Source organism: Pantoea sp. DY-15 (genome assembly GCF_019795935.1).
In the GTDB taxonomy this organism is placed as follows: Bacteria; Pseudomonadota; Gammaproteobacteria; order Enterobacterales; family Enterobacteriaceae; genus Pantoea; species Pantoea leporis.
Genome location: NZ_JAIMIF010000002.1, coordinates 357,223 through 373,664, shown reverse-complemented (window position 1 = coordinate 373,664; position 16,442 = coordinate 357,223). Strand labels below are relative to the sequence as shown.

Annotated in this window: 13 protein-coding genes and 1 pseudogene; 7 read left to right on the top strand and 7 right to left on the bottom strand. The window is 56.2% G+C overall.

Features of this window, described 5'->3' with window-relative positions; translation table 11 throughout:
* Nucleotides 1–113: 113 nt before the first annotated feature.
* Entirely contained in the window at nt 114–1,442 is a 1,329-nt protein-coding gene (locus K5Y32_RS10405) for an HdeD family acid-resistance protein (protein ID WP_222183452.1), read from the top strand.
* Here the strand turns inward: K5Y32_RS10405 and K5Y32_RS10400 are convergent.
* The 3 genes from K5Y32_RS10400 to K5Y32_RS10390 form a co-directional block, all read right to left on the bottom strand.
* Nucleotides 1,429–2,157, bottom strand: a complete 729-nt coding sequence (locus K5Y32_RS10400) for a substrate-binding domain-containing protein (protein WP_222183450.1) — start codon at nt 2,155–2,157, stop codon at nt 1,429–1,431. The genes K5Y32_RS10405 and K5Y32_RS10400 overlap by 14 nt on opposite strands.
* Entirely contained in the window at nt 2,126–3,196 is a 1,071-nt protein-coding gene (locus tag K5Y32_RS10395; RefSeq protein WP_222183448.1) for an ABC transporter substrate-binding protein, read from the bottom strand. Before K5Y32_RS10395 ends, K5Y32_RS10400 begins: the two co-directional genes overlap by 32 nt.
* Before the next feature lie 109 nt (nt 3,197–3,305).
* Complete coding sequence (locus K5Y32_RS10390; protein WP_222183446.1) at nt 3,306–4,358, bottom strand: SDR family oxidoreductase; 1,053 nt, start codon at nt 4,356–4,358, stop codon at nt 3,306–3,308.
* Between the two features lie 97 nt (nt 4,359–4,455).
* Between K5Y32_RS10390 and K5Y32_RS10385 the strand changes: the two genes are divergently transcribed.
* The 4 genes from K5Y32_RS10385 (at nt 4,456) to K5Y32_RS10370 (ending at nt 9,006) form a co-directional block, all read left to right on the top strand.
* Nucleotides 4,456–5,355: a LysR family transcriptional regulator gene (locus K5Y32_RS10385; protein ID WP_222183444.1), complete on the top strand. Its 900-nt coding sequence runs from the start codon at nt 4,456–4,458 to the stop codon at nt 5,353–5,355.
* Nucleotides 5,356–5,554: 199 nt separating this feature from the next.
* A complete protein-coding gene (locus K5Y32_RS10380) occupies nt 5,555–7,003 on the top strand; it encodes an amidase (protein ID WP_222183442.1) in 1,449 nt (482 codons plus the stop codon).
* Nucleotides 6,996–8,306, top strand: a complete 1,311-nt coding sequence (locus K5Y32_RS10375; RefSeq protein WP_222183440.1) for a cytosine permease — start codon at nt 6,996–6,998, stop codon at nt 8,304–8,306. Before K5Y32_RS10380 ends, K5Y32_RS10375 begins: the two co-directional genes overlap by 8 nt.
* Complete coding sequence (locus tag K5Y32_RS10370; protein WP_101761567.1) at nt 8,299–9,006, top strand: cysteine hydrolase family protein; 708 nt, start codon at nt 8,299–8,301, stop codon at nt 9,004–9,006. The genes K5Y32_RS10375 and K5Y32_RS10370 overlap by 8 nt, the downstream gene beginning before the upstream one ends.
* Here the strand turns inward: K5Y32_RS10370 and K5Y32_RS10365 are convergent.
* Nucleotides 9,003–9,902, bottom strand: a complete 900-nt coding sequence (locus K5Y32_RS10365) for an alpha/beta hydrolase (protein WP_222183438.1) — start codon at nt 9,900–9,902, stop codon at nt 9,003–9,005. The genes K5Y32_RS10370 and K5Y32_RS10365 overlap by 4 nt on opposite strands.
* A gap of 186 nt (nt 9,903–10,088) precedes the next feature.
* On the opposite strand from K5Y32_RS10365, the pseudogene K5Y32_RS24890 reads away from it, so the two are divergent.
* A pseudogene (locus K5Y32_RS24890) lies at nt 10,089–10,268 on the top strand (VapC toxin family PIN domain ribonuclease); the annotation flags it as partial.
* A 42-nt stretch (nt 10,269–10,310) separates the two neighbouring features.
* Here K5Y32_RS24890 and betA read toward each other — a convergent pair.
* From betA to betI, 3 genes are read right to left on the bottom strand one after another with little or no spacing between them, the layout of a single operon-like run.
* Nucleotides 10,311–11,990: a choline dehydrogenase gene (betA, locus tag K5Y32_RS10360; protein WP_222183435.1), complete on the bottom strand. Its 1,680-nt coding sequence runs from the start codon at nt 11,988–11,990 to the stop codon at nt 10,311–10,313.
* A gap of 28 nt (nt 11,991–12,018) precedes the next feature.
* Nucleotides 12,019–13,491: a betaine-aldehyde dehydrogenase gene (gene betB / locus K5Y32_RS10355; protein WP_222183433.1), complete on the bottom strand. Its 1,473-nt coding sequence runs from the start codon at nt 13,489–13,491 to the stop codon at nt 12,019–12,021.
* A 13-nt stretch (nt 13,492–13,504) separates the two neighbouring features.
* Nucleotides 13,505–14,098 carry a transcriptional regulator BetI gene (betI, locus tag K5Y32_RS10350; protein ID WP_101761563.1) on the bottom strand — a complete coding sequence of 198 codons (594 nt, stop codon included), beginning with the start codon at nt 14,096–14,098 and terminating at the stop codon, nt 13,505–13,507.
* A 255-nt stretch (nt 14,099–14,353) separates the two neighbouring features.
* Here betI and K5Y32_RS10345 point away from each other — a divergent pair, with 255 nt between their 5' ends.
* On the top strand, nt 14,354–16,384 hold the full coding sequence (locus tag K5Y32_RS10345; RefSeq protein WP_222183431.1) for a choline transporter: 2,031 nt from the start codon (nt 14,354–14,356) through the stop codon (nt 16,382–16,384).
* Nucleotides 16,385–16,442 lie beyond the last annotated feature (58 nt).

Below are 16,442 nucleotides of genomic sequence, written 5' to 3'. Positions count from 1 at the left end.
TGTTACAACCATCAGTAAACGAAGTCAGAATTAGAGGGCGATCGCCGAACTCCTGCGGATTGCCCACGTCTACAGAGCGTACTGAGCTTTGAGTTAAGCGCTGGAGTGTTCATTTGTTGCGATTACTGTTTATGCTGATGGGTGGGCCGGCACTGAGATCCGGCTGGCCGTATCTCGCCGCGTTAGGTGTGATGTGTGTCGGGGCAAGTGCCGGGATCGTAATGGATCTGCTGCAACATGGAACGGTTTCATTTCCCTTGCAGCTATTAGGGATGTTTCTCACGTTAGAAGCCGGAGCGGAGGTGCTGAATGCGTTCTATGCGCCTGCCGGTATCGCCTGGCCGTCACTGCTGAAATCGACCGTATTGCTAATGTTTGGCGCGCTGGTGTTTCTTGCCCCCCACGACAGCGGCGTTTGCCTTTCACTGGCATTCGCAGCGGTGTTTTTACTCGATGGCGGATTCCGCATCATCTCATGTTGCCTGATGCGCTGTCGGCGCTGGACGCGCAAATTAACGCTTGGCTGTACCGAACTGGTGTTCAGCGTGATGATTGCCACCAGCTGGCCGTTATCACCGCATGCCATTGTGCCGCTCTGTTTTGCCCTGTTGCTGTTGGGTTGGGGTATCAATCTGTTAATGATGACAGCACAAATCCACGCCTTGCCCGTCAACACCAGCGTCACCGCATTGCCGCTGTTTACGCGTTCCGGTTTGCGTGCGCCTCACGGATTAGGGTATGTGCATCCGCCGCTGAGTCAGCATGCGGTGAGCACGCCGCTTAACGTTTACATCTGGACGCCGGTAGGTTCGGGTGATGTGGCAGGACGCCGTCCGTGGTTTGATCGCTGGGTGGCGGCAATTGACCATCGCGGCGAAGTCTCTACCGGCCATACTTCGCTGGAGATGGGCGAAGAGATTTACATCAGCCTCTATCCTGCGGATGACGTTTCCCGCGATTTTCGCGGCTTTCTGAAAACGTTGCGCGCGAAAGAGGAGTTTGATGTGGAAGGTTGCTACCTGCTTTCACTGGAGAAAGAGATCAAGGCGTGGTGTCGGCCTGACAAACGCCTGACGTTGCCACACTACAATCAGCAGGCGCTACGCAATTTCTGGTTCAGCAACGCCCACGATACGCGCTACAACCTGACGTCACGTAACTGTTCAACCAGTGTGATTCAGGCGCTGGATGTCGCAACCGAAGGTCTACTCGGTGAGCGAGGCTTGCAAGGGTTATGGGTGCTGTTCAATCCCGACTTCTGGCTGTTAAGCCTGGTGCGCAGCCGCGCCGAAGGCATGACCTGGACGCCGGGATTGGTGATGGATTATTGCCTGCTACTGCGCCAGGTTTTGGCGCCAGCACAGCGCTTTAGCCGTTATAAAAGGGCGATGAGTTGGCTTCAGCATCAGCTCAGTAATAAGCGTTCGGCTACGGATCCGTAACCGATGCAAAACCGTGTAAGCGCAAGATGGTCTGCGCCGTGACTGAAGAGAGAAATGCCGCGAAGGGCTGTGCGACTTCAGAGCAGCATGCCCAGCCGTATCTGGCCTGCACGTTATAAGGCGCAGGGATATCCAACACCTCAAGTTGTGGGCAGCCACGCAAACGCGGCGCATAGCTGGCGTAGCCGATAAACATATCCGCGTGCTGCTGTTCGATTAGCCACTGCGCCGCCAGCTTACCGGCGGGCACTGTTACACTATTCGGGCCGCCAACCAAGGTGCGCGCTTTGGCTTTCAACGTGCTTCCCAATCCCGGATGACGTTGCTCAATATTTTCAAACAGTTGCCAGGTGTAATCGCCCGAAGGATCGCTTAGCGGCGTCGAAGTGGCTAAGCGTAAATTATTCCGACAAAGCAGCGCTAACCAGTCATCATCATGCGTGACAACGTCACGCTTATCCGTCAGGCACAGCGAGTTGGCGGCAAATAATCCCACTTCTGTTGCGCATCCTTGCTGCAACAGCGCTTCAGGATGCAGTCGATTTGCAGATGCAAAAAAGTCGCACGGTTCGCCCGCCTCAATACGCTGGCGCAGCATGCCCGCCGGACCAAAATCGGTGTTCACCGCGATGCCGGAGAGCGAGGTAAATGCCGCCACCACATCCGGCCACGCCGCGCGCAAACTACCGGCTGCCAGAATCTTCAGCGTTGTCATGATAGTGCGTCCGGTAAAAGCGCTGATACCAGCGATCAGCTTGTTGTTGCATGTCGATGTCGCGGAATTTTTCCGGATAGAGCTTTTTCGCCATCCACAGTTCGCCGAGGCCAATCGCTTCCGGCATCGGATAGCCCCAGGCTTTGGCGTATTCCGGCATTAGCCACACCTGATGATTTTTCACTGCATTAATGGTTTGCCAGCGCGCATCTTGCTGGATTTCCTGCACCACATTTGGATAACGATCCTGCACAAAAATCACCTGCGGATTCCATGCCACAACCTGTTCCATGCTGACCTGTTTGAAACCCTGTACGGTCGCGGCAGCGACATTGAATGCGCCCGCATGCGCCATCATCAAGCCGGTGTATTTGCCCGAGCCGTAAGTGGTGAGGTCGGGATTCGCCATATAGGCGCGCACGCGCTGCTGATCGGGCAGATTTTTCAGACGGTCGCTGACGATTTTGCGGCCGGCAAACGCGGCATCAATCAGCTCCTGCGCCTGCTTTGGCTTATTAACTACCTTGCCTATCAGCGTGATGCCTTCCTTAATACCGAGATCGTAGGCCTGATCTTCGTTCTGCATGCTGGGATTGATTTTGCCTTGCTGACCGGGATCATCGCGACGCAGTGAGATCGCCAGCACCGGAATGCCCAAGGCAGAAATCTGGTCGATCATCTCCTTCGGCGCATAGTTGGTGACAAACACTACTTGCGGATGCAGCGCCACCAGCCGCTCCAAATCGACATGCGTTAAATCACCCAGCATCGCTTTGTGCGTGAGTTCCGGCACCAGCTGCGCATAACCTTCGCCCAGCTGCTGTTGCCAGTTCGCCAGGATACCGACAATTTTATCGGTGGAGTTGAGCTGCACCAGCAGGTTCAGAGTTTGATGTTGTAGCACCACCACGCGATCGATGTTGTCGGGAATCGTCACCTGACGACCAATCTGATCGGTCACCACGCGGCTGGCATAGCTGTGTAAAGAGGTAAAAGTGAGCAGACCGGCGATAATAATCCGGTTAAAAGAGATGTGCATAGTCGCTCCTTAATTCGATATGCATTGGAGTATATAGCGATAATGTGGAGCGGGATATGACCTTTTCATGCTGACCTAAAAAGGGAAGCGGGGGCTTCCCTGACGCGGCTTAAGGAATGATTCGTGCGCTGCGTAACTGCGCAAACAGAGCAAAGAACATCTCATCCGTTGCCTGATAGCCGTTAAAACCCGCGCGCCGTATTTTACTGCCATCACCAAACATGTCGTAATCCCAGCCAAAAACAAAATCGGCAAACTGCCCATCATTCAGCTGCAAGATATCTGGCTCTATCAGCTGATGTTCTATAGCGATGGTTTGCCATAGCGCGCGGTAATCCTGAAACAGCTGAGAAAACGACAGATTCACCGCCGGCGCGCTTTCCAGTTCAAACCACCGGGCAATCGCAGGCCACAGCTCACTCCAGCGCCATAAATCGCCGTTGTTAACGTTGAAAGCTTGATTGCGCGCGCCAGGCGCATTGGCCGCCCACAGCGTGGCCTGCGCGAGTAATCCCGCATCGGTATGATCGACCATACTGTGCCAGGCATGTGATGAACCGGGGAAACGCAGCGGTAAGTCCTGAGCTTTACACAGCGATGCGTAGAGCGCGATGCTCAGCGCCAGGTTCATGGCATTACCGGGTACCGCGCTGCCGACCACACCGGGACGCAAGGCGTGCCAGTGCCAGCTTTTACCGCGCTGAAAGTCACTTAGCCAACGCAGCTGTTGCGCATTGAATTCGGCTCCCGCGACGCCGGGATCGCTTTCGCGCGCGGGCGTTTTGAACGGTCCCAGATGCGCGCCATACACTTTGTATCCCTGCATCAAACTGACGCTGCGCAACTGCGCGATTTTATCGATGTTAACCACCAGATTGCGCAGCATCGTCACGTTGGGTTCGACCATTTCACGCCAGTTGGCAGCATTCAGCCAGGCGCTGTAGAAAATATGCGTGACCTGATTAAGCGGGGCCAGCGCCTGTGTACTGTGCTGCGCATCCAGCAGATCGACATGGATGAAAGGGATATCCTGCGTTGAGATTGCAGGCTGGCGCGTCAGGCCGATCACCTGCCAATCCTGCTGACGCAGCGTTTTTACCAACTCACTGCCGACAATGCCGGTTGCGCCCGCGACCAGCGCGACGTGATGTGTTTGCGACATGATGATTCTCCTGTGAACAAGACAGGCACAGTGTTATCTATTATTTTTATTGCTGATATCCCACTATCCAGATGCCACTTATCAGAAAAATCATTAAATGAATAATAAACTCAATGCCATCAATACTTTCCTTCGCGTGGCGGAAGCCGGATCGTTTTCGGCAGCAGCGCGCCTGAGCGGGATGAAGCAATCCGCCGTGAGCCAGCAAATCGCGGCGCTGGAGGAAGAACTCGGCGTCGTGTTGTTGCACCGCACCACGCGCGCGATGAAATTGACTGAGCAGGGCGAGCGATACTTACAGCAGATGCAGCCGCTGCTGGCCGCGATGCAGGATGTTGAAAGCCAGTTGCGCCCGGCGCAGCAAGCGCTGCAAGGCAGCGTGCATATCCAATTACCCAGCGGATTAGGCCAGCGCTTGCTGCCGCCTTTGCTGGCGCTGCAACGCGTGAACCCAGAACTGCATCTGACCATCGCGCTCGACGATCGCGTGGCCGAACTGGTGAGTGAAGGCGTGGATATCGCGTTGCGCCTGAGTGAAATGCCGCCTGAGATGTTTCCGGCGCGCTTACTGGCGCGTATTGAAACGCCGCTGTTTGCTGCGCCTGAGCGGGTACGCGCAACACCGATTACCTCGCTGGCAGAGCTGGCCGCGCATCCGCATGTTCGCTTTAGCGGTATCGACAAACAGGCACCGCTGCGCCTGATATCCAACCAGGAAACCGTAGCGCTAACCGTGAATACCGTGTTTCGCGCCAATAGCAGCGAAGGGTTGTTGCAGGCGCTGCAGGCGGACATCGGCGTCGGCGGCATGCAGTTACCGCTGGTGCAGGAGGCATTAAAATCAGCTTCGCTGGTGCGCATCTTGCCGCAATATCGTCTGCCAGACCGTTTTCTCTACGCGGTATTCCCGGATGCGCGCTTTATCCCGCAGCGCGTCAAACGTGTGGTGGAAGTGATCGAACAGGTTGTGGATGCGTTAATTCCTGCGGCCGATTAAGCCGCTCTCCATCGTGGCGCATGGCTGCGCCATTTTCGTGCTTCTTATCGCAACCGCTGCATTGTAAAGAAACATAAGTATTCGATCTTGTATCCAAGAGCGTATCCCATCTGGCCTGGCCGCTAACGCCCTCGTTTATGGAATTTTCTGGCACGCAAACTGCAACGTTTCCGATAAGTGATAAATCGGGAGTATTCGCATGTTTGATGCACTGTTGGATGAAGATGCCACTACGCTGGCGGCGTTAATTCGCGGCGGAGACGTTTCGGCGCAGGAAGTGACGCAAGCCGCCATCAATCGCATGGAGCAGCGCGAGCCGCAGATTCAGGCGTTTTGTACCGCTACGCCAAAGCTGGCGCTGCAACAGGCGGCCGCTGTTGATGCAAAACGCGCGCGCGGCGAAACGCTGGGGGCGCTGGCGGGCGTTCCGCTGGCGGTGAAAGACCTGATTTGTACCGCAGGCGTGAAAACCACTTCTGGATCGCATGCCTACGCTGATTTTGTCCCGGAAGAAGATGACATCACCGTTGAGCGCCTGCTGGCGGCCGATGCGGTGCTGCTGGGGAAAACCACCGCACCGGAGTTTGGCTATAGCGGCGTTGGGCACAATCCACTGTTTCCATCACCGCGTAATCCGTGGGATCTCTCTAAAACGCCGGGCGGATCGAGCGCCGGTTCCGGTGCGGCATTGGCGGCGCGCCTGTGTCCGATTGCGCTGGGCAGCGACGGCGGCGGTTCGGTAAGAATTCCCGCCGCGCACTGCGGCGTGTTTGGTCTGAAGGCGTCAATGGGGCGCGTACCCTTATGGCCGGGCTGTCGCGACGAGCGCTATCCCGGCGTTTCCAGCTGGGAGTCGCTGGAGCATATCGGCCCGATGACGCGTTCGGTGCGCGACAGCGCGCTGATGATGTCGGTGATGGCGGGGCCAGATATGCGCGATCGCCACTCGATTCCCTGCAACGACGTGGATTGGCTGGCCTCGCTGGAAAAACCGCTGAGCGGTCTGCGCATCGCTTTTAGCGCGGATTTCGGCTACATCGCCGTTGATCCCGAAGTGCGTGACATTGTCACGCAAGCCGCGCGTCGTTTTGCCCGTGAGCTCGGCGCTGAACTGGATGAAGTCGATCCCGGTATCGCCGATGAAGGTGCCACCTTTGCCGCGCTGGTGGCTTTTGAGAGCGATCTCACCGGCATGCGTCACATGCACGCCGAGTTGGGGGCACGCATGTCACCGCATCTCAGCGCCATGCTGCAACGCGACTGGCGCGCTGAAACCTTTACCGACGCCAATACCACACGCAAAAAGCTGTGTAACCAGATGTGGCGTTTTATGCAGCATTACGATCTGCTGCTGTCGCCGACGCTGGCGGTGCCGCCGTTCCCGCTTAATATGCAGGGACCCGAGATCATCGATGGCCGCATGGTGCGCAGCGATCACTGGCTCTCATTCTGCTTCCCGTTCAATTTCACCGGCCAACCGGCGGCGTCTGTTCCTGCGGGCTTTACCGCCAGCGGATTGCCGATTGGCATGCAAATCGTGGGTCGTCATCTGGACGATGGCCTGGTGCTGGCGGCGAGTGCCGCGTTCGAGCGCATACAACCCTGGAATCACATCACACCTGTTTCAATCGGAGTTGCCCATGACTAACAAAAATTCACCGGCTTTAGAGCAGGAGTTCGAGCATGAACCGGTTCCGCTCAGCCATCGCCACTCGACGGGTTCGGTATCGGCGGTGTGGTTTGGTTTCCCGATGATCCTCACCAATGCACTATTTGGCGGCATCATTACCTGGCATCTCGGCTTCTGGCCGGCGCTGATTGCCATTCTGCTGGGTAATCTGGTGCTGTTTGCCTATGTGGGTGCGCTGAGCTGGTTCGCCGGTAATACCGGCATGAACTTCGCGCTACAGGCGAAACGGACCTTTGGCACCAAAGGCTACATTTTGGTTTCGGGCTTTCTTTCTACTGTGGTGATCGGCTGGTACGCCTTCCAGACCGGTTTAACCGGCACGGTGATTAATCAAACCTTTGGCTGGAATGCGCTGGCGGTAACGGCGTTTGCCATGGTGCTGTACACCGCCATCACCTTCCTTGGCGTGCGCGCATTGTCCGTGCTCGGCATGATCGCTGCGCCGCTGTTTGTGGTGTTGGGATTGGTGGCGCTGTGGCTGATCAGTAAGGATCACGATTTCAGCACCATCACGCAGTTTACCGGCAGCAGCAGCGCTGTCGGCGCGATGAGTATGGGCACCGCCGTCACCATGGTGGTGGCCGGTTTTGCCGATTCCGGCACCATGACGGCAGATTTCACACGCTGGTCAAAAGACGGTAAATCGGCGGTGATTGCCGCGTTCTCAGCGTTCCCGGTGGCGAACGTCATCTCTTATCTGTTTGGCGTGGTGATTGTGGCGGTGGGCGCGGCGGTTGATCCAGCGAGTAACGGCGGCAACTTCCTGCCAATGCTGATGGGTCACGGCATGCTGCTGTCGGTGATTGCCTTCCTGTTTGTGTTCATCAATCTCGGTTCGGTGTGTACGCACTGCCTGTATAACGGCGCGGTCGGCTTCAGTCATCTGTTCAGCAGCAAAATGCGTCTGTGGACGGTGATCCTTGGCGTGATTGGTGGGGCGCTGGCGCTGGCTGGCGTGTGGTCCTATTTCCTCGAATGGCTGAGTTTGCTCGGCATCGTGGTGCCGCCGTTTGGCGCGGTGATGATTGTCGATTTGATCTTTATGGCGAAAATCAGCGAGCAGCGCCAATTGCGCCGCATGCGCGGTAGCGCCTTTGCCGCCTGGGCGATTGGTAGCTTGTGTGCGGTGATTGCGCACATCGCCTTCCCACAGTTCGGTGAAGCGGTGATTGGCCTGGTGACTGCCGCCGCCAGCTACACGCTGATTGTGAAACTGAAAGGCGAAAGCACAGTAACTGTGATGGAGGAAAAAAATGCCTGATTACGCGATTGATTCAACACCTTACTCTTGGCCGTATGACGGTCGCTGCAGCCCACAGGATACCGCGCTGATCGTTATCGATATGCAAACCGATTTTTGCGGTAAGGGCGGTTACGTCGATAGTATGGGCTACGATATCGCCTTAACGCGCGCGCCCATTAAGCCGCTGCAGCAGGTGCTTGCAACGATGCGCGAGTTGGGCTTCCCGATCATCCACACGCGCGAAGGGCATCGGCCGGATTTAAGTGATCTGCCTGCGAATAAGCGTTGGCGATCCCGGCGCATGCAGGCGGAAATCGGCGCGCCCGGTCCGTGCGGCCGCATTCTGGTGCGCGGTGAACCGGGCTGGGAAATTATCCCGGAACTGGCGCCATTGCCGGGAGAAGTCATTATCGATAAACCGGGCAAAGGCTCGTTTTACGCTACCGATCTCGAACTGATTCTGCGCAGCCGCGGCATTCGCAATCTGATCATCAGCGGCATCACCACTGATGTCTGCGTCCACACCACGCTGCGCGAGGCCAACGATCGCGGCTTTGAGTGTTTGGTGTTGTCAGACTGCTGCGCGGCGACGGAGCTGAAACACCACGAAGCGGCGCTTAGCATGATCCATATGCAGGGCGGGATTTTTGGTGCAGTGGCCAGTTCGCAGACCTTGCTGGCGGGATTAATTAGCAAGCAAACGGTTGAGGTGGATTAGCTCTTTAACCACTTTTCATAGTGCTCTGGCCACGCCATGGTCGGCGTGCCGGGCCTGCCCATACCAAATCCATGTCCGCCGCTGCTGTAGCGATGCATCTCAACCGGCACATGACGCTTACAGGCGTCAGCCATAATCAGCGTGTTATGCGGATCGGAGATCGGATCGTCCTCTGCCTGCACCAGAAAGAAGGGCGGCGATTGCGGATTGACAAACTCCTGCACTGACCATGCGGCGTTTTCACTGGCGGGCGCGTGGTTACCAACCAGCATTTTGTGGGTTGAAGTGTGGGTGTAAGGCGCTTCCAGCGTGATGATGGGATAGATCAGCGCCGCGCGATCGGCCGTGGCGGGCAGGTTATCCAGGGCATCGGTTGCCCTATAAGATCGAAAATCTGCTCGCGTGACCGCCATACCGAGCAGATGACCGCCAGCGGAAAATCCCAGCACGCTGACATGTTTCTCACGCTGCCGCACCAGACGCAGTGCGCGCTGTGCATCCTGCAGTGGAACCATCGCGCCATCTTTCCAGCCTTCATGCGGCAAACGATAACTCAGTACGTAAGCGGTATATTCGCGCGCCGTCAACCAGGCTGCGGCGGGCCAGGCTTCTTTGCCCATTTCAATACGCGTATAGCCGCCACCTGCGGCAATCAATACTGCGCGACCATTCGGCGCGGGCGGCGTTAATACGGTGAGTGTGGGCTGTACGATATTACGCTGCGCGCCTTTGGTTGAAATCACCAGATCGCCAGCAGGACCGCCACCACCCGGCGGTAAATCTGGCCATAGCGGTAAGATGTGGGTCGTTACGCGTTTCGAAGCAGCCCAGATTAGCCCGCTGCGCACTGTCAGCGCGGAAAGAGTGAGATACGACAAAAAATGGCGGCGCTTCATGGCGGATCCTCACGAAATTGGAGGCTTATTGAAGCAGATAAATCAGCAGAAAAGATGAAGAGGGCGTTGCTATGTATGAACAAATGCGACGGGACAAACATTAAGGTTTGTAGTTACAACATACTTTTAATTGTTTCCTTAATCGTGAGCCTGGCAGCAGTGCGATTGTCGTTGTGACAGTGAAGCGCGGCTATAGATGCTACGACGAAAGTGACAATGTCCTTGGCTGCGTCTGGTACTCCGATGGGTACTAATGATGCGGCGATCGCCGGACATGCCATTGCGGCAGGCACAATTTTAGTCACTAACAATACGCGGGTATTCGCTCGGGTAGTGGATTTGGATCTTCAGGATTGGGCTAGTTAGCCACCAAAGAAAAGGGCGACCAACGTCGCCCCTAAATCAACCTCAACCACGCATCGGTTCAGTGCGAACCGGTTTATCACCGGCAACAAAGTAATCCGCTTCGCTGCGCGGCAGCGGCTGGCGACCACGAATGTTATCTGCGATTTTCTCGCCGATCATGATGGTTGTCGCGTTCAGGTTACCGGTGATGATCAGCGGCATGATTGAAGCATCTACCACGCGCAGGGCTTCAACGCCATGAACGCGGCCTTCACCATCGACGACAGACATCTCGTCGTTACCCATTTTACAGGTGCCGCACGGGTGATAAGCCGTTTCGCCGTGATTTCGCACAAACTCATCTAACTGCTCATCGGTCTGGCAATCCAGGCCAGGGCTGATCTCTTTACCGCGATATTTATCCAGCGCCGGCTGGTTGATGATCTGGCGCGTGATACGAATCGCATCGCGGAACTCCTGCCAATCCTGCTCATGTGACATGTAGTTGAACAGAATCGCTGGATGGCGACGCGGATCGCGTGATTTCAGGCGTACATGACCGCGGCTCGGTGAGCGCATTGACCCAACGTGGCACTGGAAGCCGTGCGCTTCCACCGCGTTCGAGCCGTTGTAGTTAATCGCCACCGGCAGGAAGTGATACTGAATATTCGGCCAGCTGAACTCTTCACGACTGCGGATAAAGCCGCCGCCTTCAAAGTGGTTGCTGGCGCCGACACCGGTGCCATTAAACAGCCACTCCGCACCGATTTTCGGTTGGTTCCACCACTTCAAGGCCGGGTAGAGCGAAACTGGCTCTTTGCACTCATATTGCAGGTACATTTCGAGGTGATCCTGCAAGTTCTCGCCCACGCCCGGCAAATCATGCACCAGCGGGATATCGAACTGTTTCAGCAGTTCAGCGGAACCAACACCGGAGCGCTGCAGAATCTGCGGCGAGGCGATGGCACCAGCGCACAGCAGCACTTCACGGCGCGCATGCGCCTGGTGCGAGGTATTGCTGGAACCCAGCAGATACTGCACGCCAACCGCGCGTTTACCTTCAAACAGAATGCGGTCGGTGGTCGCATGGGTAACGATTTTCAGGTTTGGACGCGTTTTTGCGGTATCGAGGTAACCGCGCGCGGTGCTGGAGCGGCGACCTTTCGGCGTCACAAAACGATCCATTGGCCCGAAACCTTCCTGCTGGTAGCCATTCAGGTCGTCAGTGCGCGGATAACCCGCCTGCACGCCAGCTTCAATCATCGCCGCGAACAGCGGATTATTGCCAGGTTTACAGGTGGTGATGCTCACCGGACCTTCGCCGCCGTGATAATCATTGGCACCGATATCGCGCGTTTCAGATTTGCGATAGTAGGGCAGGCAGTTCAGGTAGCTCCAGTTTTCCAGACCAGGCTCATTGGCCCAGTTATCGAGATCCATCGCGTTACCACGGATGTAGCACATGCCGTTGATCAGCGACGAACCGCCCAAACCTTTGCCGCGTCCGCACTCCATGCGACGGTTGTTCATGTACGGCTCAGGTTCGGTTTCATACGCCCAGTTGTAGCGTTTTCCCTGCAGCGGGAAAGCCAGCGCCGCAGGCATCTGCGTGCGGAAGTCGAAGCGGTAATCTGGGCCGCCCGCTTCTAAAAGCAGCACATTGACGCTGCTATCTTCGGTCAGTCTTGTTGCCAAAACGTTCCCTGCGGATCCGGCTCCGATAATGATGTAATCAAATTCCATTAGTCGTTCCTCAGGTTAAAAGCCAAAATTAAAATACGGACTGAAAACGGGTCATTTCGAGCTGTACAGATTTCACCTGCGTGTAGTTTTGCAGCGTCATCAGGCCATTTTCACGGCCCACACCCGAATGTTTGTAACCGCCCACCGGCATCTCAGCGGCGGATTCGCCCCAGGTATTGATCCAGCAGATACCTGCTTCAATCTGGTGAATCACGCGGTGCGCGCGGTTGAGATCCTGGGTTACCACACCGGCCGCCAGGCCAAATTCAGTAGCGTTGGCGCGGCGAACCACTTCTTCTTCGCTTTCATAAGTCAGAATCGACATCACTGGCCCGAAAATCTCTTCGCGCACAATGGTCATCTCATCGCGGCAGTCGGTGAACACGGTCGGTTCTACCCATGCGCCGTTATCGAAAGCCGCACCGCTCAGACGTTTACCGCCGCACAGCAGACGCGCACCTTCGCTGATGCCAGATTCGATGAAGCGCATCACGTTGTCGCGATGCGCGAAGCTCACCAGCGGACCGAAGTTGGTATCTGGATGGTTGAGATCGCCGGCCTTAATACGCGCCACGCGCTCAGCGATTTTGGCTTCAAACGCCGCTTGCAAATTAGCCGGGATAAACACGCGCGTGCCGTTGGTGCAAACCTGGCCCGAGCTGTAGAAGTTCGCCATCATCGCGATATCCGCGGCGAGGTCGAGATCGGCGTCGTCAAAGATGATCAGTGGAGATTTGCCGCCCAGCTCCATGGTGACGTCTTTCAGCGTCGAACCGGCCGCATTGGCCATCACTTTCTTACCGCTGGCAACGCCACCGGTGAAGGAGACTTTATCAATGCCCGGATGATCGGTGAGCAGCTGGCCGGTAACCGCGCCACGACCGTTCAACACGTTGAACACGCCGTTTGGTACGCCCGCTTCGGAGTAGATTTCTGCCAGTTTCAGCGCGGTTAGCGGCGTGACTTCGCTCGGTTTGAAGATCATCGCGTTACCAGCAGCCAGCGCGGGCGCGGATTTCCACAAAGCGATCTGAATCGGATAGTTCCACGCGCCGATACCGGCCACCACGCCCAATGGTTCGCGGCGGGTATACACGAAAGAGGTGTCGCGCAGCGGGATTTGCTGGCCTTCCAGAGAAGGAATCAAGCCCGCGTAGTACTCCAGCACGTCGGCACCGGTCACGATATCCACATATTGGGTTTCGCTCAGCGGTTTGCCGGTATCAAGGGTTTCCAGCGCGGCCAGTTCATCATTGCGTTCACGCAGAATATCGACCGCACGACGCAGGATGCGTGAACGCTCCATAGCGGTCTTCGCCGCCCAGATTTTCTGGCCTTTTTTCGCGGCGGCAACAGCGCGATCAACATCTGCGCGTTCCGCTTCATGCACGTCGGCCAGCACTTCGCCGTTCGCCGGGTTGATGGTCTGGAATGTGTTGCCAGCCGCAGCGGGAACCAATGCGCCATCAATATAAAGGTGTTGCTCGGTGAATCGGGACATGATTTCTCCTTCCTCAGTGATTCTGGTCAGCCAATTGCTGACGAATGAATTGGGTGGTGAGCTGTCTGGCGATAGCCAAATCGAACGGTTTGCCGCTGAGCGCCGCGCGCAGCCACAAGCCATCAATCAATGAAGCGAGGCCATGTGCCGCCAGACGCGCCTTTTCGCGCGGGATTACGCGTCGAAACTCGGCTGCCAGCGTGGAAAACAGGCGACGGCTGCTCACGCGTTCTAAGCGGCCCAACTGTGGCTGATGCATGCTGCTGGCCCAGAAATCCAGCCAGGCTTTCATTGCGGCGCTGTGCACCTGCGAATCATCAAAGTTGCCTTCCACTATCGCCAGCAGGCGCGCTTCCGTTGTGGCGTCTGCCAGCGGTTTTAACCTTGCTGCTACCGCATCACGTAGCTGACGTGTTACGTCACGCATCGTGGCTTCCAGCAGACCGTTCTTGTCTTTGAAGTAGTGGCTAATGATGCCTGTCGATACGCCAGCACGTCGCGCAATCTGCGCAATGGTGGCATCGTTGATCCCGACTTCGTTGATGGTGCTCAGGGTCGCATCAATCAGTTGCCGACGACGTATCGGCTGCATTCCCACCTTTGGCATAACACTCCAGCTCCACTTCAATCTTAGAACGCTATTAAAACTTTTTTTGATTGCACGTTCAATATAAAAAAGAAATTTGTTAGGATGCTGTGCTTGGATTGTTACAAAAACGAAGCGGGGAAGCGAAGGGACTCAGCGGATGCGTATGCACGCGCATCCCACGAAAACCGCATTTTGCCTCGTCGGGATGCCGTTAATGGCGATCTCCGCGAGCTTCTTTGGCACGTACTACAGGAAATTAACCAGAGGTAATCGATGATTAATCCACCTGCCAGTGAAAAAGACAGAATCAATCCTGTGGTGTTTTACACCTCCGCCGGACTGATTCTGACATTTTCACTTGTCACGATTTTTTACAGCGAACTCGCTGCCAGCTGGCTTCTGACCGCCGTTAATTGGGTCACCTCTACGTTTGGCTGGTACTACATGCTCGCTGCCACGCTGTACATCGTGTTCGTCATCTACATGGCGTGTTCGCGCTACGGCGCTATCAAGCTGGGGCCGGAGCAATCTAAACCCGAGTTCAGTTTGCTGAGCTGGTCGGCGATGCTGTTTGCCGCCGGCATCGGTATTGACCTGATGTTCTTCTCGGTTGCCGAGCCGGTAACCCAATACATGCAGCCGCCAGAAGGTGCAGGGCAGACCATGGAAGCCGCGCGTCAGGCGATGGTGTGGACGCTGTTCCACTACGGCGTCACCGGCTGGTCGATGTACGCATTAATGGGCATCGCGCTCGGCTACTTCAGCTATCGCTACAACCTGCCGCTCACCATCCGTTCGGCGCTCTATCCGATTTTCGGCAAACGCATTAATGGCCCGATTGGTCACACGGTTGATATCGCTGCGGTGATCGGCACCATCTTTGGTATCGCCACCACGTTGGGAATTGGTGTGGTGCAGCTGAACTACGGCCTCAACGTGCTGTTCGATGTGCCGGAAGGTTTCACGGCGCAGGCCGCGCTAATTGTGCTGTCAGTGATCATCGCCACCATCTCAGTAACATCCGGCGTGGATAAAGGCATCCGTATTCTTTCTGAGCTGAACGTCGCGCTGGCGCTGGGCTTAATTCTGTTCGTGCTGTTTATGGGCAAGACCGATTTCCTGCTCAACGCACTGGTGCTAAACGTTGGTGATTACGTCAATCGCTTTATGGGCATGACGTTGAATACCTTTGCCTTCGATCAGCCACGCGAGTGGATGAATAGCTGGACGCTGTTCTTCTGGGCGTGGTGGGTTGCCTGGTCGCCATTTGTCGGTCTGTTCCTGGCACGTATTTCGCGCGGTCGTACCATTCGTGAGTTCGTGCTGGGTACGCTGATTATCCCGTTCACCTTTACGCTGCTGTGGCTGTCGGTGTTTGGTAACGCGGCGCTATATGAAATCATTCACGGTGACGCCGGCTTTGCGCAGGAAGTGATGGCGCATGCCGAACGCGGCTTCTACAGCCTGCTGGCGCAGTATCCGGCGTTTAAATTCAGTGCTTCGGTGGCCACCATCACCGGCATGCTGTTCTACGTGACGTCGGCGGATTCCGGTTCGCTGGTGCTGGGTAACTTCACCTCGAAGCTGAAAGACATCAACAGCGATGCACCAAACTGGCTGCGTATCTTCTGGTCGATTGCGATTGGTGTGCTGACGATGGGCATGCTGATGACCAACGGGATTTCTGCCTTGCAGAACGCCACGGTGATCATGGGCTTACCGTTTAGCTTTGTGATCTTCTTTGTGATGGCCGGGCTGTATAAATCGCTGAAGGTGGAAGATCACCGCCGCGCCAGCGCCAGCCGCGACACTGCGCCGTACATTTCAGCCAGTAACGATCGCCTGAGTTGGAAGAAGCGCCTGTCGCGTCTGATGAACTATCCGGGCACGCGCTATACGCAGAAGATGATGGAAGATGTGCTGTTCCCGGCGATGCAGGATGTGGCGAAAGAGCTGGAGCTGCGCGGTGGACGTGTATCGCTGGAGCGTGCCGAGCCAGAAGAAGGGCAGCCGCTGGGCCACCTTGATCTGCGCGTGTTGCTGGGCGAGGAGCAGGATTTCGTTTATCAAATCTGGCCACAGCAGTATTCGGTACCGGGCTTTACCTATCGCGCACGTAGCGGTAAATCGACCTATTACCGCCTGGAAACCTTCTTGCTGGAAGGCAGCCAGGGCAATGATTTGATGGACTACAACAAAGAGCAGGTGATCATCGATATTCTCGATCAGTACGAACGTCACCTGAACTTTATCCACCTGCATCGTGAAGCGCCGGGCAGCAATATGACCTTCCCGGACGTGTGATCTCAGCCAGGTGCGCCTCGATGCGCACCTGGCACTTTCTCCGATCGCAGCTACACTT